The sequence below is a fragment of the Pelagerythrobacter sp. genome (genome assembly GCF_041912895.1).
Taxonomy (GTDB): Bacteria; Pseudomonadota; Alphaproteobacteria; order Sphingomonadales; family Sphingomonadaceae; genus Pelagerythrobacter.
Genome location: NZ_JAYSGI010000001.1, coordinates 505,366 through 528,597, shown reverse-complemented (window position 1 = coordinate 528,597; position 23,232 = coordinate 505,366). Strand labels below are relative to the sequence as shown.

The window sequence follows — 23,232 nt, the reverse complement described above, 5'->3', positions numbered from 1 at the left end:
TGCCGATCGAAACAAGAAGGGCCGCCTCGCGAGAGGCGGCCCTTTATCGTTATACCGGCCCGATCAGCCCCGCGGCGTATCGATCGGCACGGTCTTTTCCTCACCTTCGATATCGTCGATCACCTCCACGATCCCGCGGCCCAGATGGCTGTTCCGGCGGCTGTAGAGGAAATAGATCACGATGCCGATCGCGCTCCAGATCGGCAGGAACAGCATCGCCTGGCTCGGCAGGTTGAAGAACAGCAGCACGCAGCCGACGATGGTCAGCGGCGCAACGACCCAGACGAACGGCACGCGGAACGAGCGCTCGCGCGTCGGATCGCGGCGACGCAGCACCATAACCGCCGTGGCGACCATCAGGAATGCGTACAGCGTGCCGGCGTTCGAGATGTCCGCCAGTTGCCCCACCGGGAAGAACGCAGCGGCGACCGCCACCGCAATTCCGGTGATCGCGGTCACCACGTGCGGCGTACGGAAACGCGGGTGGACCCGGCTCAGCAGCGGCGGCAGCAGACCGTCGCGGCTCATCACGAAGAAGATGCGCGTCTGACCGAACAGCAGCACGAGGATGACTGACGGCAGCGCCAGGAACGCCGCGATGCCGAGCAGGTTGCCGATGCCCGAGAAGCCGATCTGGCGCAGCACGTGGGCCAGCGCTTCGTCCGAACACACCAGCGCGCCGGCATATTGCGGCATCGCGCACTGGCGCGCGAGTTCGGGCGATCCCGCCTCGAGCGGGAAGCCGGTGGCGTCGAAGATCGGCTGTCCGCCGATCGTGCCGATCGCACCGGCAGCGACGAGGATGTAGAACACGGTGCAGAACAGCAGCGATCCGATCAGCCCGATCGGCACGTTGCGCTGCGGGTTCTTCGTTTCCTCCGCTGCGGTCGAAACCGCGTCGAACCCGACATAGGCGAAGAACATCGTCGCCGCCGCACCGACCGCGCCGACGCCGGTGCCCCAGCCACCGAACAGGCCGGCGGGCAGGAACGGGTTGAAGCGGTCGGCATCGAATTCCGGGCTGGTCAGCGTCAGCGCGACGAAGGCGGTCAACGCTGCCACCTTGATCGCCACGAGGATCGCGTTGACCTTCGCGCTTTCGCTGGTGCCCACGATCAGCAGACCGGTGACGACCAGCGCGATCAGCGCTGCGGGCAGGTTGATGAACCCGCCTTCCTCGCCGCCGAACGCCAGCGGACCCGCAGCGAGGAATTGCGGTAACTGGATACCGAGGAACTCGTTCAGGATCGTCCCGCTGAAATACCCCGACCAGCCGACCGAGACCGCGCTCGCCGCGATCGCATATTCCATGATCAGCGCCCAGCCGACCGTCCAGGCGAGAAATTCGCCCATGGTCGCGTAGCTGTAGGTGTAGGCACTGCCCGCCACCGGCACCATCGCGGCGATCTCGGCATAACAAAGCGCGGCGACGATGCACACCGCGCCCGCGATGGCGAAGGCGATCATCAGGCCCGGCCCGGCCTTCTGCGCGCCGACCGAAGTCAGCACGAAAATGCCCGTGCCGATGATGCAGCCGATACCGAACAGCATAAGCTGGATCGGCCCCAGCGTTCGCTTGAGCGACTTCCTTTGTGCCGTCGCGAGAATCGCATCGAGCGGCTTTATCCTGTCCAGTAACATGCAGGGGTTCTCCCGGGCCCGCAGCGAGACTCCCCCGCCCTGCCAGCCGACGCGCTGTTTCTATGATATTTCAGCCCGGTGACAACCGGAATTCGTCAGGCACCGAGCAGCCCCGGAAACAATCCGAAGAGCAGGATCAGGGCGACCGCGATCGGGCACAGCCACGCGACGAGAAACCGCCACACGCCGAGCATCGCGGGCGAGAGCCCGGCGGTCGCGCCCACGAGCTTGCGATCCGCCTTCCAGCCGATGAAGATCGCGGTCAGGAGCGCGACCACCGGAAGCATGATCTTGCCGGTGAATCCGTCGACGGTGTCGAGTATGTCGGTTTCGGCGAAGATCGGCCAGAAGCCGAGCGGGCGCACGTCCGACCACACATTGTAACCGAGAAGACAGGCGATCCCGATCAGGAACGCGCCGCCGCCGAAGATCGAGGCCGACCGGACCCGGCTCCAGCGCCGTTCGCCTATCCCCCACGCGGTCGGCACTTCGAGCAGCGAGATTGAACTGGTGATCGCGGCGACGAGGATGAGCACGAAGAACAGCAGGCCGATCAGCGCGCCGCCGGGCATCGTCTGGAATGCGAACGGCAGCGACTGGAACACCAGCGTCGGTCCGGCGGCGGGATCGAGTCCGACCGCGAACACGATCGGGAAGATCATCAGCCCAGCCAGCAGCGCCACGCAGGTGTCGGCGGTGGCGATCATCGCGGCGGTCGGCCCCAGCCCGGACCCTTCCTTGATGTACGATCCGTAAGTGATCAGCGCAGCGACGCCGAGCGAGAGCGAGAACAGCGCCTGACCGAGCGCCGCGTTCATCACCGGCGGCGTCAGCTTCGACCAGTCGGGCGTGAAGAGGAACGCCAGCGCCTGGCCCATCTCGCCGGCGAAAGCGCCATAGATCGTGATCCCCACGAGCAGCGCGAAGAAGCCCGGCATCAGCCAGGTCGCCGCTTTCTCGATCCCGCCGTGCACGCCGCGCGCGACGATGAAGAACGTCGCACCCATGAACACCAGGTGCATGCCGAGCATCAGGCTCGGGCTCGCGAAGAGCCCGGCCATCCTGCCTTGGATCATCTCGCGGCTCTCGCCGGCCAGCGCCCCTCGAAACGGGTCCCCCGCCGCCAGCGCCTCGGCGAAATCGACGCCCATCACGCCGACGTAGTAGAGCACCCATCCGGCCACGACCGAATAGAACGACAGGATCAGGAAAGCCGCGCAGGCGCCGATCGCACCGAAGATCGACCAACCCGGAGCCACGCCGGACTTCGCCGCGACGCGCTTGATGGATCCCACAGCATCGGTCTGTCCGACCCGCCCGACGATAATCTCGGAGAGAACCAGCGGCAGGCCGAGAAGGAACACGCAGCCGACGTAGAATATCACGAAGGCGCCGCCGCCGCTTTCACCCGCGAGCGTCGGGAAGCGCCAGATATTGCCCAGCCCGACCGCGGCGCCGATCGCCGCGAGTATGAACGCCGAGCGTGAGGACCAGCCTTCGCTGGTCGTCTTGGCGCCTGTGGTATCGCCGGTTGCGGCCATCTTTGGAAAAACCCCTCTTGCGCGCGCCGCCGACACGGCCGGTCGCGCCATTTGGCACCCTTCTGCATGGAAAAGGCGATCGGGCCAAGGGCACGGTTGGCGCTTTTGCCCGCTGCGGCTAGAACCCCGGCCATGTCCACGACCTTCCAGCTCGACACCGCGACCAGCCGCGCCAACCCCACCCCACAGCCGATGCGACGCCTCACGGTGCCGAAGATCCGCCAGCGCAAAACGGACGGCGTGACCGAGGAGCCGCTCGTCATGCTCACCGCCTACACCGCGCGTCAGGCGCAATTGCTGGACGAGCATTGCGACCTGCTGCTGGTCGGCGATTCCCTCGCGCAGGTGATCTATGGCCTGCCCTCGACGATCCCCGTCACGCTCGACATGATGGCCAACCATGCCGCCGCAGTGGTGCGGGGCAGCTATCACGCGGTGGTGATCGTCGACATGCCCTTCGGCAGCTACGAGGCTTCGCCGCAACAGGCATTCGAAAGCGCCGCGGGCTTGCTCAAGGCCAGCGGAGCGGCGGGAGTGAAGCTCGAAGGCGGCGCGGCGATGGCCGAAACGGTGGCGTTCCTGACCCAGCGCGGCATCCCGGTGATGGGCCATGTCGGGCTGACCCCGCAAGCGGTCAACGTCCTCGGGGGCTACGCCGCGCGCGGGCGGGACGATGCTGAAGCCGGGAAGATCGTGTCCGACGCGAAAGCGCTCGACGAGGCAGGCGCGTTCGCGGTGGTCGTCGAAGGCGTGGTCGAGCCGATCGCGATCGAAGTGACGCAGGCGCTCTCCTGCCCGACCATCGGCATCGGCGCCTCGGCGAAGTGCGACGGGCAAGTGCTGGTGTGCGACGACATGCTCGGCATGTTCGACCGCGTGCCGCGTTTCGTGAAACGGTATGAGGAACTGGCGGCGATCATCTCGAAGGCGGCCGCCAGCTATGCCGCCGACGTGCGCAGCCGGGCCTTCCCGGGCGAGGACCAGACCTACCAGCCGAAGTAGCGCGCATGTTGCGCCTTGCGGCACGGGCGCGAATTTCCTAGCGGGCGCGCTCGTCTCATCGGGGTTGCCGCATGGCCACGTTCCTTAGCTTCTACAAGTTCTCGCTCGTCTTCACGCTGATCTGCCTCGGGCTAGGCGTCTGGTACGGCTGGTCGAGCACCGGAGACATCGGCGCGACCGCCTCGCTGGTGTGGATCATCGTGGTGCTCTCGGTGCTCGAGATCTCGCTCAGCTTCGACAACGCAGTGGTGAACGCCTCCGTGCTCAAGGAAATGGACGAGGTGTGGCAGCGGCGCTTCCTCACCTGGGGCATCGCCTTCGCGGTGTTTGGCATGCGCGTCGTCTTTCCGCTGGCGATCGTTGCCATCGCGGCCGGGCTCGGCCCGATCGAGACGCTGAACCTCTCGCTCAACGATCCAGCCCGTTACGAGGAGATCGTCAGTTCGGCGCATGTCGGCATCGCCGGGTTCGGCGGCGCGTTCCTCGCGATGGTCGGCCTCAAGTTCTTCTTCGATCTCGACAAGGACGTTCACTGGATCGCGGCGGTGGAGCGCAGGCTCGCCCGCATCGCCGCGCTTCCGGCGGTCGAGATCGCCCTGCTGCTGCTGGCGATGTGGGGCGTTTCGACGATGCTCGATCCGGCCGATGCGCTGACCTTCATCGTCTCGGGCATCCTCGGCCTCGTCACCTTCATCGCCGTCGAAGGCTTGAACACCGTGCTCGAGATGAAAGCCGACACCGCGCGTCTGCAAGGCGCCGTCGTGCGCAGCGGCCTCGGCGGGTTCCTCTATCTCAACGTGCTCGACGCCTCGTTCAGCTTCGACGGGGTGATCGGCGCCTTCGCGCTGTCGAACAACATGATCGTGATCGCGCTCGGCCTGTCGATCGGCGCGATGTTCGTCCGCTCGATGACCATCCATCTCGTCAGGCGCGGGACGCTGGCGCAGTACCGTTTCCTCGAACACGGCGCGTTCTGGGCGATCATCGTGCTCGGCGCGATCATGCTGCTTTCGGCGAGGTTCCATATCCCCGAGACGATCACCGGATTGATCGGCGCGATCCTGATCGGGCTGTCGCTGTGGTGGTCGGTGCGCCACAACCGGCGCCACCCGGTCAGCGAGGCGAACGCGCCAGCCGAGTAGCCAGCGGGGCCGAGACCACCAGTTGCGCGAGGTGGTAGGCCAGCAGCGGCACCATCACGAGGCCCGCCGCCGCGGGCGCGAACAGGATCAGCGCGATCGGCGCTCCACTCACCACGCTCTTGTGCGCGCCGGCAAACATGAACGAGATGCGCGTCGCGCGGTCGAGCCGCAGCGCCCCCGATACCAGCCAGCTCCCGCCGAATGCCGCGAGCAGGAACATCGCGAGCAGGCCGCCGAAAACCGCCCACTGCGCCGCATCCAGCGCCGACCACAGCCCGCGCTCGACCGCGCCCGAGAAGGCGACGTAGACCGCGATCGCGATAGCGCCACGGTCGGTCCACGACACCGCCCGGGGATGCGCAACGACCCATGCCCGGCCCGCGCGCTGGAACGCCTGACCCAATACGAACGGAACGACGAGCAGCCCGAGGATTCGCGCCAGCGCGCCGAGCCCGACGTCGGCCGTCTCCAGACCGCCGAGCAACGCGAACAGCGGCGCGGTGACGAACACGCCGGCGATGTTCAGCAGGGCCGCCGCGACCACCGACGCCGCGACGTTTCCGCCGGCGATCGAACTGTAGGCCGCGGCCGACTGCACGGTCGATGCGAGCGTGCCGAGAAACAGGAAACCCGTCGCGATTTCCATCGGCAGGCGCCCGTCGGCCAGCGCCGACAGGGCGAGCCCGGCAAGCGCCATCGCGCCGAAGCACCATGCCGCCAGCGGAACGAGAAACCGCGTGTGGCCGAGACCGCGGCGCACCTCGTCGCGCGGCAAGCGCAACCCATTGAGGAAGAACAGTGCGAAGATGGCCGCGCTCGACACCGCCTGCGCGATCTCCCGCCCGGCGCCGACCGCGGGGACGAGCGTCGCGAGCGCGATCGCGACGACGAGCAGACGGACCATCGGGTCGACACGGGAAAGCACGGGGATCGCCACGGGCATCCGATGGCGCACCGCGCCGATGCTGTCGAGACCGATCGGGCGCTAGCGCGCGATGTCCCGTGCCAGCACCTCCGCGGTCTCCTCTTCCCCCGTCGCATCGAGAGCGCGAACGATCGCGCGTCTGGCGAGCGGATTGCGGCGCTGGAGCGCGTAGGCCCGCTCGGCCGCATCACGCGCGGCGGCGGCATCGCCGTCTTGCAGCGCGATCTGCGCGGCGAGCGCCAGCAATTGCGGATCGCGCGATCCTCCGCCCGCGAGCGCATGGGCGAGCGCGGCTTCGCCCTGTTCGCTTCTCCGCGCGTCGAACGCGAGCAGTGCGAACATCGCGGCCACTTCGCGATTGGCCGGCTCGCCCGCGAGGTGGTCGCTGAGCAGCGACCAGGCCCCGGCGCGGTCGCCGCGCGCGACGTGCGCCGCCAGCATCCGCCGCGCGAGCGGCCAGGAGCGGCGGATTTCCGCAGCCGCGCGGTATCGGTCGAGCGCGCGCTCGGGATCGTCGGCGGCGAGATAGGCATCTCCGGCGAGGCCGAGCGCGTCGGCCGATCCGCGGAACCGCCCGCGGAAGACTTCGGCGGCGCGGATCGCGGCGTCGGTTCGACCGGCCGCGATCAGTCCGCGCACGAGCGATACGGCGTCGCGCCCGTCGTCCCCGCCCCGCGCCTGCGCAACCTCGAGCGGGATCGCCGCCGCCAGCGCGGTCAGGCCGCTGCGGTCGGCCCCGGCGGCCTTCTCGAGAAGCGGCGCGGCCTTGTCACGTTCGCCCAGTGCCTCGTACGCCCGGCCGACGATCTGGGCGAGATAGGGTTCGGCGCCCGGCGCTGCCGCTTCCGCCGCGAAGCGATAGACCAGTTCGCGATCGTTGCCCGCAAGGTGCAGCGCCCGCGCCAGCAACTGGCGCACGCGCCGGTTGTCCGGCTGGCTCCGCAACAGCCGGTCGAACGCCTGCGCCGCCGTCGCGGGATTGCCCTCCTGCAAGTCGATGACCCCTGCCAGCAGCGCCGACGCGGCGTCCATCCGCTCGGCATCGCCCGCGCGCGACAGCAGCCCACGGGCAAGATCGAAGTCGCCCGCGCGGGCGGCGAGCGCGGCCTGGTATACGAACAGCCGCGGGTCGCCCGGATTTATCTCCGCCATGCGGCGAACGGCGGCGAGCATGTCGCGCGCACGCCCCGCCTCGCCGAGCGTCGCGGCGTAGTCCGCCAGCAGATCGATATTGTCGGGATCGGCCTCGATCGCGGCCTCGAACCACGGCAGCGCGGCGGTCATGCCGTGGGCGTCGCGCACGAGCTGGCCGCGAAACCGCAGCGCCTCGGGATTGTGCGGCCCCAGCGTGACCGCGCGCCGGCTCGCTTCGACCGCCTGCGCCTGCTCCCCGCCCAGATAGCGCAGCCGGCCGATCGCGACCCACAGTTCGGGATCGAGCGCGTCGACGGCGAGAGATCGGTCGAGCGCCGCTCCGGCAGCGGCGAGGTTGCCCGAGCGCATCTCCAGAATGCCGAGCATTCGCAGGCCGCGTGCGCGCGATCCGGGCGCGAATTCCGCCGGTCCGAGCCATTGGCGCGCTTCGGCGAGGTTGCCTTGCGCCAGCTCCGCTTCACCGAAATAGGCCGCCAGCCGCTCGCGCGGCGCGCCGTCGTCCAGCAGCCGGCGCAGCGCGATCTCGGCGCCCAAGCCATCGCCGCGCGCGAGCGCCGTCTCCGCCGATTCGAGCGGTGCGGGCGACGGTGCGGGCTCCTCGCATCCGGCAAGCGCGAACAGCGCGAGCGCCGCCACCCACCGAAGCAGCCGGGTGTCAGGACTGGAGATCATATTGCTTGAGCAGGTCGTAGAGCGTCGGGCGGCTGATCCCGAGCAGCTTGGCGGCGTGCGAGATATTGCCTTCGCTGCGGGCGAGCGCGTGGCGGATGACCTTGCGGTCCGCCTGCTCGCGCGCGCGCTTGAGGTTGAGCGGCATTTCCTCGTCGTCCCCGGCTGCCTCGAGATCGAGGTCTTCGGCGCCGATCATCTTGCCGTCCGCCATGATCACCGCGCGCTTCACGCGGTTCTCCAACTCGCGCACGTTGCCCGGCCAGCCCCAGCCGTCGATCGCCGCCAGCGCGTCCGCCGCGAAGCCCTTGATCGCGGGATTCATCTCCGCCGCGAACCGCTTGAGGAACACCTTGGCGAGCAGCGTGGCGTCGCCCGCGCGTTCGGCGAGCGAGGGGATGCGCACGACGATCTCGGCGAGGCGGTAATAGAGATCCTCGCGGAAGCCGCCCTGCGCGATCATCGCCTCGAGGTCCTGATGGGTGGCGCAGACGATCCGGGTATCGACGTCGATCGGGCTGCGCCCGCCGAGCCGCTCGATCTGGCGTTCCTGCAGGAAGCGCAGCAGCTTGACCTGCAGCGGCAGGGGAATGTCGCCGACCTCGTCGAGGAACAGAGTGCCGCCGTGCGCCTGCTCGATCTTGCCTTCGGTGGTCTTCACCGCGCCCGTGAACGCGCCCTTCTCGTGCCCGAACAGCTCCGCTTCGAGCAGGGTTTCGGGGATCGCGGCGCAATTGATCGCGACGAACCGTCCGCCCGCGCGGTCGCTCGCATCGTGCAGTCCGCGCGCCAGCAGTTCCTTGCCCGTGCCGCTCGCGCCGAGCAGCACGACGGAAGCGCCGGTGTTAGCCACCCGCTCGATCGTGCGCGCGACCTTCATCATCTCCGGAGCACCGGTCAGCAGGCCGCCGAGCACGGCGTTGTCGTCGGCAGCGCGGAGCGCGAGGCGGCGGTTCTCGGCCTCGATCCGGTGTAGGTTGAGCGCGCGCCGCACGATCAGGCCCAACGCGTCGATGTCGACCGGCTTGCGGTAGAAATCGTACGCGCCGCGCGCGATGGCTTCCAGCGCGCTTTCGGGCGCGCCGTGTCCCGACGCGACGATGACCTTGGTGTCGGGCTTCAGCGCCATGATCGCGTCGAGCACGGCGAAGCCTTCGCTCACTCCGTCTGGATCGGGCGGCAGGCCGAGATCGAGCGTGACGACGGGCGGTATGTCGGCGCGCAGGGCGGCGAGTGCGCTGTCGCGATCGTGCGCGGAAACGATCTCGAAATCCTCGTAGGCCCACTTGAGTTGGGCCTGAAGACCTTCGTCGTCCTCGACGATCAACAGCTTGGGGCGATCCTGCGGCATCATGAGGCCTCCGCGATGGCGGTGCTGTGGTTGCGGATGAGCTCCTGCGCGGCGAACAGCGGCAGACTGATCGCGAAGCGCGTGCCCACGCCTTCGCGCGATACGACATCGATCCGTCCACCCATCGCGCGCACGAGCTCGCGTGCCTCGAACGCTCCAATCCCGAAGCCCGAGGGCTTGGAGGATACGAACGGCCTGAACAGCCCCTCGCGCACGAAATCGGCGGTCATGCCCTGCCCCGAATCGATCACCTCGATCGTGCCGCGCAGCCCGTCGCTGGCGACGGCGATATGCACCGTCTGCGCCGCGTCGCTGGCATCGAGCGCGTTCTGCGCGAGATGAAGCAGCGCCTGTTCGATCGCTTCGGAGTCTCCCGGTACGACCACTTCGCCCGGGGCGACCACCCTGATCCGCCCGTCCGCCGCCAGCCGCGCTTTCACCCGGCCCGCGACCTCGCGCAGGTCCACGCGCTCGCGCCGGGCGCCGCCGCCCGCGCCGTAGCGCCCGAGGCGCGCGAGCAGCGCATTCAGCTTGTCCGCGCTGTTGCGCAGGGTGACGAGCATGTCGGCGCGGAAGTCGGGGTTGTCGGCGTGGCGCTCGGCATTGCGCGCGAGCAGCGAGAGCTGGCTCGCGAGGTTCTTCACGTCGTGCATCACGAACGCGATGCGGCGGCTGAATTCGTCGAACTGGCGCGCCTCCATCAGCGCTTCCTGGCCCGACCGTTCGGCGAGATAGCTGGCGAGTTGGCGGCCGACGACGCTGAGCAGGTCGAAGTCCTCCCAGTCGAGCCGCCGCGGCACCGGCGGCCGGGCGAGCACGATCACGCCCTGGAGCCGGTCGAAGTGCAGCAGCGGCACCAGCGCCCATACGCCCTGCGCCGGATCGAGCCAATCGGGCAATCGCGCGGCGTTGACGGCGCGCGATGCGTGCTCGACGTCGACGATCTGCGCTTCGCGCTCGATCGCGGAAACGAAAGCGGGCGGTACGGCGATCGCCGGCACCTCGATCCCCGGCCAACGCCAGCGCGCGGCGAGGACCAGCGCCCCATCCTCATCGGGCGCGAGCAGCAGGCCGGAAGGACTTTCGGCGACATCGGCCATCGCCCGCACCGCGCGTTGCGGCAGCGCCTCGCCGGGGGGACCGCCCTCCCCCATCGTGCGGGTGAACCGCAGCCATTCCGCGCGATAGTCGTAGCGATGCCGGAACAGGTGCTTGACGATCGTCACCCGCCACCATTCGCGCAGCTTGCGCGACGGCAGCCACAGCACGGCCCCGACTGTGGCGGCGATCAGGAAACCGACCTGGGTGAGCCGCTGCTCCCCTTCGCCGAAAGCGGTGAGCAGATAGGAGATCGCCGCCATCAGCAGCAGGTATCCGCCGATCACCGCGAGCGAGAACGTGCGGAACGCCACGGCTCGCGAAGGCGCGAGGCGGAGCCCTTGTTCCGCCGCGCTTCCGCCGAACACCAGCGCGACGGCGACCCCGCCTGCCACCAGGCCCCGGAGTGCCACAAGCTCGTCGAGCCGGCCGCCGAGCCAGGCGATGGTGAACAGGTTCAGCTCGTAGGCCCAGAAAACCGCGAGCGCCGCGGCCGGCCAGCGCAAGGCCTGCCTCGCCCCGGGGGCCGCCCCGACATAGAGGTTGTGCAGCAGGACCAGCGCACCGATCGCCACCAGCATGCGGAAGACCGCGCCGATCTCCGCGATCCGGGCGGCGAAATCGGGCGCGATGCCGCCCACGATCGCCAGCAGCACGAGCTGAAGCCCCTCGACGAGCGCGAGAACCACGATCACGGGCCGCACCAGCACGATGGCATGGTGCCGCCCGTCGGCGGCGAAAAGGCGATAGACCACCCCGATCCACGCGAGGTTGCGCACCACTTCAAGCAGTTCCGCAAGCGCATGCTGCGGCCCGAGCGCCGCGGTTGCCACGCACCACAGCGCGGTCGCCGCAAGCGCCGTCAGCGTCGCGGCGCGATGCGGCATGGGCGCGGTTCGCCGTCGCGCGAGCCACAGTGCGGAGACCGCCGCGGCGACCGCCCCCGCGACCGCCAGGAAGAACCCGGCAAGCTGCCAGCCGAGCGGAGCCGTGCCGAGCGCCAGCCCGATCATCGCGCCCCCTCCGGCCAGAGCACGACGCGCAGCGTCTGCAACAGGATCAGCAGGTCGAGGAAAGGCGTGTAGTTCTTCGCGTAGTAGAGATCATATTCGAGCTTGTGGCGCGCATCCTCGGTCGAGGCGCCGTAGGGATAGTTGATCTGCGCCCAACCGGTGATGCCGGGCTTCACCATATGGCGCTCGGCATAATAGGGCAGTTGCTGCTCGAGATCGGCCACGAAGCGCGGCACCTCGGGCCGGGGGCCGACGAAACTCATCTGCCCCTTCAGCACCGTCCAGACCTGCGGCAGTTCGTCGATCCGCACCTTACGAATGAACCGGCCGAGCCGGGTGATCCGCGGATCGTCGCGCTCGGCCCATTTCGCGCCGTCCTTCTCCGCATCGGTCCGCATCGACCGCAGCTTGATGAGCTGGAAAGGCTGACCGTACAGGCCCACGCGCGTCTGCCGAAAGAACGCCGGCCCCTTGCTGTCGAGCTTCACCAGCAGCGCGAAGAGCACGATCACCGGCGATGCGAGCACCAGCAACAGCCCGCTCGCGGCGATATCGAACAATCGCTTGACCGCGCTCGACACCATCCGGCCGGAGGAGAACCCGTCCGAAAAGATCAGCCAGCTCGGATTGAGCGTGTCGAGATCGACCCGCCCCGTCTCACGCTCCATGAAACTGGAGAAGTCGTTGACGTGGACGCCGTGCGTCTTGATCCGCAGCAGGTCCTTGAGCGGCAGCGCATTGCGCCGCTCCTCGAGCGCGAGGACGACTTCGCTGGCGCCGAGGTTCTCCACGAAACGGCCGAGATCGTGGATCGCGAGGCGCGCGATCGCTTCCTCGACCGCCTGCTCGCCGTCGGTCATCGCGATGTAGGATACGATCGCGAAGCCGCTCTCCGGCCGTTCGGCGAGTGTGCGCAGCCGCGCGGCGCGCGGCCCCGCGCCGAGCACCATCACCCGGCGGCGGAAGGCCGACGTGCCGAGAAACGAGCCGATCAATACCCGGTCGGCAACCAGCAGAACCGCGGAGATCACCATCGCGAACAGCAGCGTAGAGCGCCAGAAGGTCAGCCCCGGCAGCAGGAAGTCGATCAGCGAAAGCGCGATGATCGCCAGGCTGATCGCGACCATCAGGCGCGCGCAGGCATATCGCATCGAGCGCAGCGCCTCGCTGCCGTAGACCCCGACCGCGATCATCGCGAGCCACACCGTCAGCGCGAAACCCGCCAGCGGCGCCAGTCGCTCGCGCAGCGGCCCGACCTCGATGCCCGCCTGCGAAGCACGCGTGAGCCACGCCAGTTCGCCTGCCGCCACCAGCAGGAACAAGTCCAGCAGGCCAAGCAGCAGCACCGCGTGCGGGATGTAGTGTTTGAAGAGGCGGATCATTCCTGTCTCGGTCCGGGATCCTCGCGAGGATCACCGGATTACGAGACAGAGATGAAATGTCGGTAAACCTTACACCCCGCGAAAATCCGCCGCGGCGGGCGGCTAGCGAAGGTTAAGGCGCGATTGCGCCGATCGGATCGGGCCTAGTTGCCGTCGGTCACTTCGTTGGCGGCGTCCTCGACCGCCTGGCCGGCCTGTTGCGCGGCGTCGCCGACTTGTCCGGCGGCATCGGCGATCGCGGTGTCCTTGGCCGCTTCCGCCCCGCTCATCCGGGAAAAGAAATAGACGCCGGCGATCACCGCCAGCACCAGCACCAGCGCGATCACCCAGCCGCTGCCGCCGCTGCGGCGCGGCTCGTCGTGATGGACTACGGTCGTCTGCGTGTGGGTCTTGCCGTCGGGCGTTTCGATTTCGGTGATGCGTTCTTCGGTCATCTCGCTGCTCCCTCTGCCTTGCTGCCGGTAAAATCCCGGCGCGAAAGGCTGGTTCCCCGTCAGGCCTCCGCCCCGAAGCGAAACGGGGTGATCCCGCGCTGGTGGTTATCGAAGGCGAGGCGCGCGTGGCGCGGCGGAAACGCGCGCTGGCGGCAATCGGCGATATGGCAGGCGCGGCATCCGGGCCCGATCCCCTGCGCATGTTCTCGCCGGAGCGGCAGGCCGCGTGCTGCGGCGAGATCGGCCGCGAAGCGCGCCTCGATCCCCACTACGACCGCGAACTGCGCTTCGCCTTCGGCCGCGACGCCGTCGGTCACGCGCGATACGGTGAGCCAGTGATCGTGCGCCTCCGCGCCGTCGATCGCGATTTCCTGCACGCCCCATTCGCCGGCGCGCTCGAATGCGCGGTGGACGCGCCACAGCGGACAGCTCTCGCCGCCTTCCAGGAAAGTCGCTCCGCTCGCCCCGGCGAAGCGCTTGGAAAGCTGCCCCGCCCGATCGACCCGCGCCATGAAGAACGGCAGGCCGCGCTGGCCGACCCGCTGGAGTGTCGTCAGCCTGTGTGCGAGCTGCTCGAAGCTGACGCCGAACCGGCGCATGAGCACGGGAAAGTCGTATCCGGTCGCGTCGCAGGCGCGCAGGAAGCGGCCATAAGGCATGATCAGCGCGGCGGCGAAATAGCCGTGCAAGTGCCGCTCGAACAGCTTGCGGGCATCCTCGCCTACGAGTTCGCCGCCCGAAGCGAGTGCGCGGATCGCGTCGCGCTGCTCGAGCTGGGCGAGCTGCGCCGCGATCTGGAAATTGCGCGCCGCCGGAGACAGCATCTCGGACAGCTGGAGCTGGCGCGCGTGAAGATCGAGCCGCCGCACCGCATCGGGCATGACATCGCGCGGCAGCACCCGCAACGCGATCTGGTGCCGTTCGCGCAGGCGCTCGGCCAGCGCCGCGCCGATATCGCCGCGCGACAGGCGCAGTTCGTCCGCCAGCGTTTCGGCGGCGGTATCGAGATCGGCGAAATGGTTGCGCCAGCGCTCGATCTCGCGGCGCGACGATTCGAGCGGGTCGGCACCGCCCGCCGCAGCCTCGCCGGCGGTGTCGTAAAGCTGCGCGAAGGCGGTCGCGAGATGCGGCGCCATCGCCAGCACCTCGGCAATTTCGTCGCGATCGATCGCGAGTTCCGCGAAGCGCTGATCGGCCAAGCGGCGCGCGAGCCCGTCGACCCCGCCGACGCTCTCGGCCGCGCGCAGGCTGCGCGGATCGAAGTCGAACCGCTCGACCACCTGGACCATGACGCGCGCGGTGAGCGGGCGCTGGTTGCGCTCGATCAGGTTGAGATAGCTCGGCGAGATTGCGAGCTGCCCGGCCATGGCCGCCTGCGTCAATCCTTCGCGCTTGCGCAGGCGGCGGAGCGCGGGCCCGGCGAAGACGGCTTCCTCGGCCATTTGTAAATTCCTTTACATCTTTACACGCCTCTTTGCGCCCTATCGCGCGAACAGACAACAAAGTTTGTAACTTTATCTGGAGAATCGCCGCTGTCGGCGCGATTACGGGGTCTGAAGGCAGCGATGCCGATCGAATCAGGAGACCGAACGTGACGTACCAGGGCAAGATCGACGAGTTCCGCGACACCATCGGCACGCGCGGCGCGTCGTGGAACGCGATCAACGCCGAAGCGGCCGCCCGGATGCGGATCCAGAACCGCTTCCCCACCGGCCTCGACATCGCGCGCCACACCGCGAAGATCATGCGCGCCGACATGGCCGCTTATGACGCCGATCCGGCGGCCTACACCCAGTCGCTCGGCTGCTGGCACGGGTTCATCGGCCAGCAGAAGATGATTTCGATCAAAAAGCATTTCGGCACCACCAAGGGCCGGTATCTATACCTCTCGGGCTGGATGATCGCCGCGCTGCGCAGCGAGTTCGGCCCCCTGCCCGACCAGTCGATGCACGAGAAGACCAGCGTCCCCGCGCTGATAGCGGAACTCTACACCTTCCTGCGCCAGGCCGACGCGCGCGAACTCGGCATGCTGTTCCGCGATCTCGACAAGGCGCGCGAGCGCGGCGACGAGGTCGAGGCCAAGCGCATCGAGCACGCGATCGAGAACCACGAGACGCACGTCGTGCCGATCATCGCCGATATCGATGCGGGTTTCGGCAATCCCGAAGCGACCTATCTGCTCGCCAAGAAGATGATCGAGGCCGGCGCCTGCGCGCTCCAGATCGAGAACCAGGTGTCCGACGAGAAGCAGTGCGGCCACCAGGATGGCAAGGTCACCGTGCCGCACGAGGATTTTCACCAGAAGATCCGCGCGATCCGCTACGCCTTCCTCGAGATGGGCGTCGAGGACGGCGTGATCGTCGCGCGCACCGACAGCCTCGGCGCAGGGCTCACCAAGCAGATCGCCTTCAGCAAGGAGCCGGGCGATCTCGGCGACCGCTACAACGCCTTCCTCGATTGCGAGGAGGTCGACGCGGGCCGGATCGGCAACGGCGATGTCCTCATCACCCGTGACGGCAAGCTGATGCGGCCCAAGCGCCTGCCCTCGAACCTCTACCAGTTCCGTCCCGGCACCGGTGAGGACCGTTGTGTGCTCGACTGCATCACCGCGCTCGAGAGCGGCGCCGATCTGCTGTGGATCGAGACCGAGAAGCCGCACATCGGCCAGATCGGCGGCATGGTGAACCGCATCCGCGAGACGATCCCGAATGCCAAGCTGGTCTACAACAACTCGCCCAGCTTCAACTGGACTCTCAACTTCCGCCAGCAAGTCTATGATGCATGGGCGAAAGAAGGCCGCGACCTTTCGGCCTACGAGCGCGACCGTTTGATGAGCGTGGACTACGACGCCACCGATCTCGCCATCGAGGCCGACGAGCGCATCCGCACCTTCCAGAAGGATTCGGCGCGCGAGGCGGGAATATTCCACCACCTCATCACCCTGCCGACCTACCACACCGCGGCGCTGAGCACCGATAACCTCGCGAAGCGCTATTTCGGGGAGGAAGGCATGCTCGGCTACGTCAAGCAGGTCCAGCGCGAGGAAATCCGCCAGGGCATCGCCTGCGTGAAGCACCAGAACATGGCCGGCAGCGACATCGGCGACGATCACAAGGAATACTTCGCCGGGGAAGCCGCGCTCAAGGCCGGCGGCCAGCACAACACGATGAACCAGTTCGCGGCAGCATAGCCGCACCCAGTTCGCGGCGGCACGTGTCCCCGCCGCCGCGAAACCGCCCGAAGGAGAGGCACGATGACGACAGATACGCTACCCCGCGAGCCCGGCCGCGCCCGCGCGCTGTTCTCGACCGCCGACTTCAAGCTGCTGCGCGCCGCGCTCGCCAGCCACGCGCGCACGGTGGAGGACCGCGACGAGCTTGCCCGCATCAACGCGCTGCACCACCGCCTCGGCACCTATAGCTGAACGCATTCACGATCTTCTGGGCACGATCTCCTGGGGAGGAGAGCACGGCCGTCGGGGTTCCACGAACCTCGGCGGCCGTCATATTTTCGCCCGATCTTAACCCTTGGCGGTTACCCGATCCGCCGATGGCGCGGCGCGTGAACCAGGCGGCGATGAACGCGAAGATGTACCGGCATTTCGCCGTCGTCACCGTGTGTCTGACCGCCGGCCTCGCGATCTTCGCCGATGGCGAGAGCCGCCAGGCGGTCGCCGACGAAATCGCCGCGCACGAAGCCCAGACCGATCTCGAGCGCGCCGAAGTCGCGAAGTTCGGCCAGCCCAAGCTATTGATCGGGTCGGGCCAACCCGCGCAGTCCGCTTCGTTCGACTACGGCGGCGGGGGCGGCGCTTACGGTGCGCCGATGGACCCGCTCGGCGGTAGCGACCGGAGCGCAAGCTCCGCCCCGCGCCGCAACACCACCACGCGCGCCGGAACCGGGATAGACTATGCTGCGCTCGGCCTCAGCAAGGCGCAGTTCGACGAGCTCGATCCGGCCACGCAGCAGGAACTCCTGCGTCAGTTCCACGAAACCCGTGCCCGCCAGACCCGCTCGCTCCTCGAAGGCTCTGCCGCGCGCGGCGGCGGTGTGCTCGAGCTCTAGAGTCTAGCCGCCGTTCGCGGGAAGCAGGTCGAGCGTCGCCGCGGTCAGCGCCTCGGCGGCGGTCGCGATCACCTTCTCCGCGTCGGGCGCCCAGAACGGGCTGTGCAGCGAAGGCAGCTCCGCCTCGCCCTTCTGCGCCGCGTCGAACCGTTCCTGCGGCACGCCGCCGACCCAGAAGATGAGCGATTCGGTGTCGTCCGGCGACGCGCGGAGGAACTGGCCGAAGTCCTCCCCACCCATGACCGAGGGCACCTGCACCACGCGATCCTCGCCGAACCGGGTCTTGAACCGTACCATCACCTGCTCGGTGAACTCGGGTGTGTTGAAGGTCGAAGGCGTATAGGGCTCGATCACGGTGACCGTGGGCATCTTGTCGTCGGGCATGCCCGCGGCGATCGCCTCGCCGCGCGCGATCCGCGCGATTCCGTCGAGCAGTTGCTTGCGCGATTCGTCGCTGTACGAGCGCACCGTCAGTTGCAACCGAGCCTCGTCCGAAATGACGTTGTGCTTCGCGCCCGCGCGGAAGCTGCCGACGGTTACCACCGCCGGATCGAGCGGATTGCTCTCGCGGCTGACCAGCGTCTGGAGCTTCATCACGATCGCGCTCGCCAGCACGACGGGATCCTTCGTGGTATGCGGATAGGCGCCGTGTCCGCCAATTCCCGGCACGACAATATCGACGCTGTCGACGTTGGCCAACGCGTAGCCGGGCGAATAGCCGATCATACCTGCCGGGAACTGCGCCGCGTCGTGGAATGCGACGACATAGTCCGGCTTGGGAAAGCGGGTGTAGAGCCCGTCCTCGATCATCGCCAAGGCGCCCTCGCCGATCTCTTCGGCGGGCTGGAGAATCATCACCAGCGTGCCCGACCACTCGCCTTTGCGCTCGACGAGCTGCTGCGCCGCGCCGATCCAGGCGGTCATGTGCGTGTCATGCCCGCAGGCGTGCATCACCCCGGTCTCGACTCCCGAAGCCGGCGTCGCAACCACCTTCGAGGCGAACGGCAGCCCGGTCTGCTCGACCACCGGCAAGCCATCCATGTCGGCGCGCAGCATGATCGTCGGGCCGTCGCCGTTCTCCATCACTGCGACCACTCCGGTCCGGCCGACCTGCTCGGTCACCTCGAACCCCAGGTCGCGCATCCGCGCCGCCAGCTTCTTCGCGGTCTCGACTTCCTCGAAACTCAGTTCGGGATTGGCGTGGAGATCGCGGTAGAGGTCCATCAGCTCGGGCATGTCCGCCGCAACCGCGTCGCGCAGCTCGTCTGCCTGCGCGGGAGAAGACAACGTGAGCGCCGCAGCAGCAGCCATCGAGGTCGATGCAAACCAGCGAAACGATGTGCGCGAACTTGCTCTCTTCATTGGACAATCCCCCCTATCCGCGTGGACTTTCACCCGGTCCACGGCACCTCTGTCGCCGATCATCGCAGATCGCGGCCACCTAGGAAAGCGCGCCGAAGCGCCGGCATCACATGCCGTAAGTCGTCACCAGCAGGAACGAGAGCGTCGTGACCATCAGGATCACCAGCGGCAGGCCGGTGCGGATGTAGTCTTTGAACTCGTAGCCGCCCTCCGCCATGATGAGCATGTTCGTCTGATAGGCGATCGGCGTCGCGTAGCAGAGGTTGCAGCCGAACAGCACCGCGAGGATTAACGGTTCGGGTGGCAGCCCCAGTTGCTGTGCCACCGCGAAGGCGATCGGCGTGCCCACCGTCGCCGCCGTCGCGTTCGAAGCGAAATTGGTCAGCAGCGTCACGAACAGCATGATCGCCGCCAGCACGCCCGCGGGCGGGAGGAATTGCAGGCCGGCCGCGAGCACCTCGCCCAGCCAGCCTGCGGCGCCGCTTTCGAGGATGATCCGCCCGATCGCGATGCTCGCCGCGACGAGCACGATGACCTGCGCCGACAGCGCGCGGCCGACGCGGTCGAACTTCACGCATCCGGTGACGAACATCAGGATCGCCCCCGCCAGCGCCGAGACGGCGATCGGCAGCAGCCCGATCGAGGCGAGGCCGACCGAGCCGAGCATGATTCCGCCGGCAAGCACCGCCTTCGAACGGCGCGGCAGCTCGCGCATCCCCTCGAGCGTCAGGAGGCTGTCCGCGCGAGCGAAATCGTTGAGGTCCTTGGGGATGCCCATGACCAGCAGCACGTCGCCCTCGGCGATGCGCAGATCGCCACCTTCGCTGTAGCGATCCTTTTCCCCCACCAGCCGTTCGGGCCGGTGGATGCCGAGCACGGCGACGCCGTAGAGATCGGCCACGCCCGAGGTCGGCAGGGTTCGGCTGATAAGCCGCGAATCGGCGGTCACGGTCATCTCGACCACCGCGATATCCTCTCCCGAGGACGTCGAACTGCGCTTGATCCTGTCCAGCACCCAGGCCGGCGCGACCTCGCCCTTGAGCGTGCGCATCGCTTCTTCGAGCGCTTCGTGGGTGCCCGACACGCTCAGCCGCTGCTGCAGCTGGATCGGCCCCTGCGGCGCGTCGTGAAACTCCAGGTCGCCCGGCAGTCGCGGCAGGATCGCGGCCAGCACCTGTCCGTTGAGCGCGCTCTCGTCGCCCACGCGTAGGCGGGTATGGAAACGCCGCGCGGCATGAGTTTCAGTGGCCGTATTGTCGCGCAGCAACCGCGGCATCACTAGCCACAGGTACGGCAACGCGACGAGCGCGGCGACGAGCACGATCGGGGTGTAATGGAACACGCTCATCTGCGGCATGCCGAGATCGCGCGCGATCGACACCACCAGGATGTTGGTCGAAGTGCCGATGGTGGTCGCCATGCCGCCGATCAGCACCGCCGCGTTGAGCGGAATGAGCGTCTTGGAGGCGGGCATCGCCCCGCGCGCCGCGAGGCTGACGAAGATCGGCAGCAGCAGCACGACCACCGGCGTGTCGTTGATGCCCATCGACAGGAGCAGGGCCATCAAAAGCGAGACGAGCAAACCGAGCTGGACGTTGAGCTTGAACACCCGCTCCAGAAAACGCGCCGCGGGTTCGAGCGCGCCGGTCACCACGAGCCCGCGGCCCATGATCATCAGCGCGCAGATCGTGATCAGCGCGTAGTGCCCGAAGCCCGAGAACGCGAGTTGCAGGCCGTCGGTCGGGCCGGTGCCTTCGAGCGGAAAGAAATACAGCCCGACGGCGATCACCGCGATCGTCAGCAGCGAAATGATCTCGGTCGACATCCGCCCGCGCGCAAAAGCGACGAACATCGCGATCGTGACCACCATCGCCGCAATCGCGTGAAAAGAAGGAGGCCCCGGAAGCATTCCGGCCGGAATTCCCAGAGCTTGCCGACAATATCAAGCGAAATGCGCGGGATGTCGCGATGTGGCGCGCCCGACAGGATTCGAACCTGTGGCCCCCAGATTAGGAATCTGGTGCTCTATCCTGCTGAGCTACGGGCGCACGCGGCATGCGTTTAGGGAACGCGCGGGGCACTGGCAATCAGTTGAGTTCGTCGGGTTCGGCGATCGGGAATGGCAGCGGGGCGACGCCGATGCCTTCGTCGAGCAGTTCCTTCGCTTCCTCGAGCGTCGCCTTGCCGTGGATCGCGGCGAGATCCTTCTCGCCATAGTGCATGGCGCGCGATTCCTCCGCGAAGCCCTCGCCGACCCACGTGCTCTTTTCGAGCGCGCGCGCCTGGGCCTTGGCGAGCGCCTCCATCGCGCGGCGTACCTCGGGCGGAATCTTTCCGCCCGCGACGGGCCTGCGCGCGGCTTGCACCTCGTTGCGCTGGTTGCCCTTCGCCGGGACCGCGGGCGCCATCGGGGCCTTCGCCACCTCGGGCGAACCGCACTGCGGGCACGCGACCAGTCCGCGCGCCAGCTGGCTGGAGAAATCGTCCGACGAACCGAACCAGCCTTCGAAGCGGTGCCCTTCGGCGCACGAGAGGTCGAACACGATCATGGTGGCGGCGCTAGTCGGGAATTTCGCGGCGGTTGGCAAGGCTCGGCACCTGCCGTCGGGCATCCGCGATCCGCGCAGGGTCGATCTCGACGTAGCCAAGACCTGGCGCCTCGCCGCCCATGTCGAGCAGCACTTCGCCCCACGGATCGACCACTAGGCTGTGGCCGTAGGTCCGCCGCCCGTCCGCATGTTCACCCACTTGCGCCGCGGCGATCACGTAGGCGCTCGCCTCGATCGCGCGGGCGCGCTGTAGCACGTGCCAGTGCGCTTTGCCCGTGGGCACGGTGAACGCCGCCGGGATCGCGATCGCGTCGCACTGCCGCCGGCCCAGCGCCTCGAACAGCGCGGGGAAGCGCAAGTCGTAACACACCGCGAGTCCCATGCGGCCGAGCGGCGTTTCGGCGGCGACGACGGCGTCGCCGGGCCGGTAGGCGTTCGATTCGCGCCAGCTCTCGCCGCTCGCGAGGTCGACGTCGAACATGTGGATCTTGTCGTAGCGCGCGGCGATCGCGCCGTCGGGGCCGATCAGGAAGCTGCGGTTGGCCCACTTGCCGTCGCCGCGATCGATCGCGAGCGAGCCGAGCGCGATCCACAGTCCTTCGCGCGCCGCGGCTTCGCGGGCTTCGGCGAGCGTTCGGTCGTCGCCCTCGCGCGCAATCGCCTGCGCGGCGCGCGCACGATCGCGATCGAGCATGCCCGACATCTCGGGCGTGAACAGCATCGCGGCTCCCTCCCCCGCCGCCTCGCGCGCGGCATCGTCAACCGTTCGCGCATTGGCCGCCGGATCGATCCCCGCGGTCATCTGGAGAAGTGCGATGCGCGTCATCCGGCGAGCAGCGCGTCCAGCTTGCCGCTCCGCTCGAGCGCATCGAGGTCGTCCGAGCCGCCGACATGAGTCTCGCCGATGAATATCTGCGGTACGGTGCGGGCGCCCGGCGCGCGTTCCAGCATCTCCTCGCGCTTCGGACCGCCCATGGTGATGTCATGCTCGGTGTATTCGGCGCCCTTGTTGTCGAGCAGCCGCTTGGCCCGGAAGCAATATCCGCATCCGAACTTGGTGTAGATCTCGATCTTGGGCTCAGGCATTGAAATTCCCCGGTTCTTCTCGGCACGGCGCGGCACTTGAACGGCCTGCCGCAGGCCTTATCTGGCGAATGGAGGCGCGTGCCGCAATGGACGCGCCGCCGATAGTATCCGGGCGCTGCCACGCGTGGGCCCGGCACAGTGTCAAATTGCTCATAAGAGGATTTGTTTCGATGAACCGTTTCGATTTCAGCCCTTATCGCCGCTCGACCGTCGGTTTCGACCGGTTGTTCGACCTGCTCGAGAACCAGGCGCGCACCAACGCCGGCGACAACTACCCGCCGTTCAACATCCAACGCCGCGGCGAGGACGATTTCCGCATCACGCTCGCAGTCGCCGGCTTCCGCACCGCCGACATCGACATCACCGCCCAACAGAATCTGCTCGTCGTGCAGGGCCGCAAGCGCGAGGATTCGGGCGACGACGGCGAGATGCTGCATCTCGGCATCGCCAACCGCGGCTTCGAGCGTCGCTTCGAACTGGCCGATTTCGTCCGGGTCGAGAACGCCCGGCTCGAAGACGGCCTGCTGGTGATCGACCTCGTGCGTGAAGTGCCCGAGGCGATGAAGCCCAAGAAAATCGCGGTCAACGGACAGGCCACGCTCGAAGTCGTCCGCGACGACGACGATGACAGCGAGGGCAAGGCTGACGCGGCCTGAGCTCGACCCTACGCGTGATCTGAAGAAGTTGGGGGCGAGTCGTGAGACTCGCCCCCGCGACGCGAGCGCCGCCTTGTCCGGGGCCGGATCGTCCGGGTCGCAGAAGACGATCCGGCTCCAGGCCAAGCCTGAAATTTTCGCAAGCCCGCCGCACGCGATTT

At 67.9% G+C, this 23,232-nt stretch carries 20 protein-coding genes and 1 tRNA gene; 6 read left to right on the top strand and 15 right to left on the bottom strand.

Going from position 1 to position 23,232, the window contains the following annotated elements:
* Positions 1-63 precede the first annotated feature (63 nt).
* Together ACE3QC_RS02665 and ACE3QC_RS02660 are read right to left on the bottom strand one after the other, a co-directional pair.
* The gene (locus tag ACE3QC_RS02665; protein WP_374405561.1) at positions 64-1,641 is read right to left on the bottom strand and encodes an amino acid permease; all 1,578 of its coding nucleotides are present in this window, start codon (positions 1,639-1,641) and stop codon (positions 64-66) included.
* 95 nt (positions 1,642-1,736) lie between these two features.
* Complete coding sequence (locus ACE3QC_RS02660) at positions 1,737-3,182, bottom strand: sodium-dependent transporter (RefSeq protein ID WP_374405560.1); 1,446 nt, start codon at positions 3,180-3,182, stop codon at positions 1,737-1,739.
* Positions 3,183-3,314: 132 nt separating this feature from the next.
* Here ACE3QC_RS02660 and panB point away from each other — a divergent pair, with 132 nt between their 5' ends.
* Together panB and ACE3QC_RS02650 are read left to right on the top strand one after the other, a co-directional pair.
* Positions 3,315-4,184, top strand: a complete 870-nt coding sequence (gene panB, locus ACE3QC_RS02655; protein ID WP_374405559.1) for a 3-methyl-2-oxobutanoate hydroxymethyltransferase — start codon at positions 3,315-3,317, stop codon at positions 4,182-4,184.
* A 71-nt stretch (positions 4,185-4,255) separates the two neighbouring features.
* Positions 4,256-5,326, top strand: coding sequence for a DUF475 domain-containing protein (locus ACE3QC_RS02650; protein ID WP_374405558.1), 1,071 nt, complete (start codon positions 4,256-4,258; stop codon positions 5,324-5,326).
* On the opposite strand, the gene ACE3QC_RS02645 is transcribed toward ACE3QC_RS02650, so the two are convergent.
* From ACE3QC_RS02645 to ACE3QC_RS02615, 7 genes are all read right to left on the bottom strand, one after another.
* Complete coding sequence (locus tag ACE3QC_RS02645) at positions 5,298-6,263, bottom strand: bile acid:sodium symporter (RefSeq protein WP_374405557.1); 966 nt, start codon at positions 6,261-6,263, stop codon at positions 5,298-5,300. The two genes, ACE3QC_RS02650 and ACE3QC_RS02645, sit on opposite strands and share 29 nt — an antisense overlap.
* Positions 6,264-6,311: 48 nt before the next feature.
* Entirely contained in the window at positions 6,312-8,078 is a 1,767-nt protein-coding gene (locus ACE3QC_RS02640; protein ID WP_374405556.1) for a tetratricopeptide repeat protein, read from the bottom strand.
* Positions 8,062-9,426: a PEP-CTERM-box response regulator transcription factor gene (gene prsR / locus ACE3QC_RS02635; RefSeq protein ID WP_374405555.1), complete on the bottom strand. Its 1,365-nt coding sequence runs from the start codon at positions 9,424-9,426 to the stop codon at positions 8,062-8,064. Before prsR ends, ACE3QC_RS02640 begins: the two co-directional genes overlap by 17 nt.
* Positions 9,426-11,537 (bottom strand): XrtA/PEP-CTERM system histidine kinase PrsK, encoded by a 2,112-nt coding sequence (prsK, locus tag ACE3QC_RS02630; protein ID WP_374405553.1) that lies wholly within the window; start codon positions 11,535-11,537, stop codon positions 9,426-9,428. The genes prsR and prsK overlap by 1 nt, the downstream gene beginning before the upstream one ends.
* Positions 11,534-12,919 carry a TIGR03013 family XrtA/PEP-CTERM system glycosyltransferase gene (locus ACE3QC_RS02625; protein ID WP_374405552.1) on the bottom strand — a complete coding sequence of 462 codons (1,386 nt, stop codon included), beginning with the start codon at positions 12,917-12,919 and terminating at the stop codon, positions 11,534-11,536. The genes prsK and ACE3QC_RS02625 overlap by 4 nt, the downstream gene beginning before the upstream one ends.
* Before the next feature lie 143 nt (positions 12,920-13,062).
* Positions 13,063-13,353 (bottom strand): hypothetical protein, encoded by a 291-nt coding sequence (locus tag ACE3QC_RS02620; RefSeq protein ID WP_374405551.1) that lies wholly within the window; start codon positions 13,351-13,353, stop codon positions 13,063-13,065.
* A gap of 59 nt (positions 13,354-13,412) precedes the next feature.
* Positions 13,413-14,795, bottom strand: coding sequence for a short-chain fatty acyl-CoA regulator family protein (locus ACE3QC_RS02615; RefSeq protein WP_374405550.1), 1,383 nt, complete (start codon positions 14,793-14,795; stop codon positions 13,413-13,415).
* 149 nt (positions 14,796-14,944) lie between these two features.
* Between ACE3QC_RS02615 and ACE3QC_RS02610 the strand changes: the two genes are divergently transcribed.
* From ACE3QC_RS02610 to ACE3QC_RS02600, 3 genes are all read left to right on the top strand, one after another.
* A complete protein-coding gene (locus ACE3QC_RS02610) occupies positions 14,945-16,543 on the top strand; it encodes an isocitrate lyase (protein WP_374405549.1) in 1,599 nt (532 codons plus the stop codon).
* A 63-nt stretch (positions 16,544-16,606) separates the two neighbouring features.
* The gene (locus ACE3QC_RS02605) at positions 16,607-16,777 is read left to right on the top strand and encodes a hypothetical protein (RefSeq protein WP_374405547.1); all 171 of its coding nucleotides are present in this window, start codon (positions 16,607-16,609) and stop codon (positions 16,775-16,777) included.
* A gap of 137 nt (positions 16,778-16,914) precedes the next feature.
* On the top strand, positions 16,915-17,418 hold the full coding sequence (locus ACE3QC_RS02600; protein ID WP_374405546.1) for a hypothetical protein: 504 nt from the start codon (positions 16,915-16,917) through the stop codon (positions 17,416-17,418).
* 3 nt (positions 17,419-17,421) lie between these two features.
* On the opposite strand, the gene ACE3QC_RS02595 is transcribed toward ACE3QC_RS02600, so the two are convergent.
* From ACE3QC_RS02595 to grxC, 6 genes are all read right to left on the bottom strand, one after another.
* The gene (locus ACE3QC_RS02595; protein WP_374405545.1) at positions 17,422-18,729 is read right to left on the bottom strand and encodes an amidohydrolase; all 1,308 of its coding nucleotides are present in this window, start codon (positions 18,727-18,729) and stop codon (positions 17,422-17,424) included.
* Between the two features lie 157 nt (positions 18,730-18,886).
* Positions 18,887-20,650: an SLC13 family permease gene (locus tag ACE3QC_RS02590; protein WP_374405544.1), complete on the bottom strand. Its 1,764-nt coding sequence runs from the start codon at positions 20,648-20,650 to the stop codon at positions 18,887-18,889.
* 101 nt (positions 20,651-20,751) lie between these two features.
* Positions 20,752-20,828, bottom strand: a tRNA-Arg gene (locus ACE3QC_RS02585).
* Between the two features lie 39 nt (positions 20,829-20,867).
* Positions 20,868-21,329 carry a DUF1178 family protein gene (locus ACE3QC_RS02580; RefSeq protein ID WP_374405543.1) on the bottom strand — a complete coding sequence of 154 codons (462 nt, stop codon included), beginning with the start codon at positions 21,327-21,329 and terminating at the stop codon, positions 20,868-20,870.
* Between the two features lie 10 nt (positions 21,330-21,339).
* A complete protein-coding gene (locus ACE3QC_RS02575; RefSeq protein WP_374405542.1) occupies positions 21,340-22,155 on the bottom strand; it encodes a carbon-nitrogen hydrolase family protein in 816 nt (271 codons plus the stop codon).
* Positions 22,152-22,415 (bottom strand): glutaredoxin 3, encoded by a 264-nt coding sequence (grxC, locus tag ACE3QC_RS02570; RefSeq protein WP_374405541.1) that lies wholly within the window; start codon positions 22,413-22,415, stop codon positions 22,152-22,154. The genes ACE3QC_RS02575 and grxC overlap by 4 nt, the downstream gene beginning before the upstream one ends.
* 170 nt (positions 22,416-22,585) lie before the next feature.
* Here grxC and ACE3QC_RS02565 point away from each other — a divergent pair, with 170 nt between their 5' ends.
* Positions 22,586-23,071, top strand: a complete 486-nt coding sequence (locus tag ACE3QC_RS02565) for an Hsp20 family protein (protein WP_374405540.1) — start codon at positions 22,586-22,588, stop codon at positions 23,069-23,071.
* Positions 23,072-23,232 lie beyond the last annotated feature (161 nt).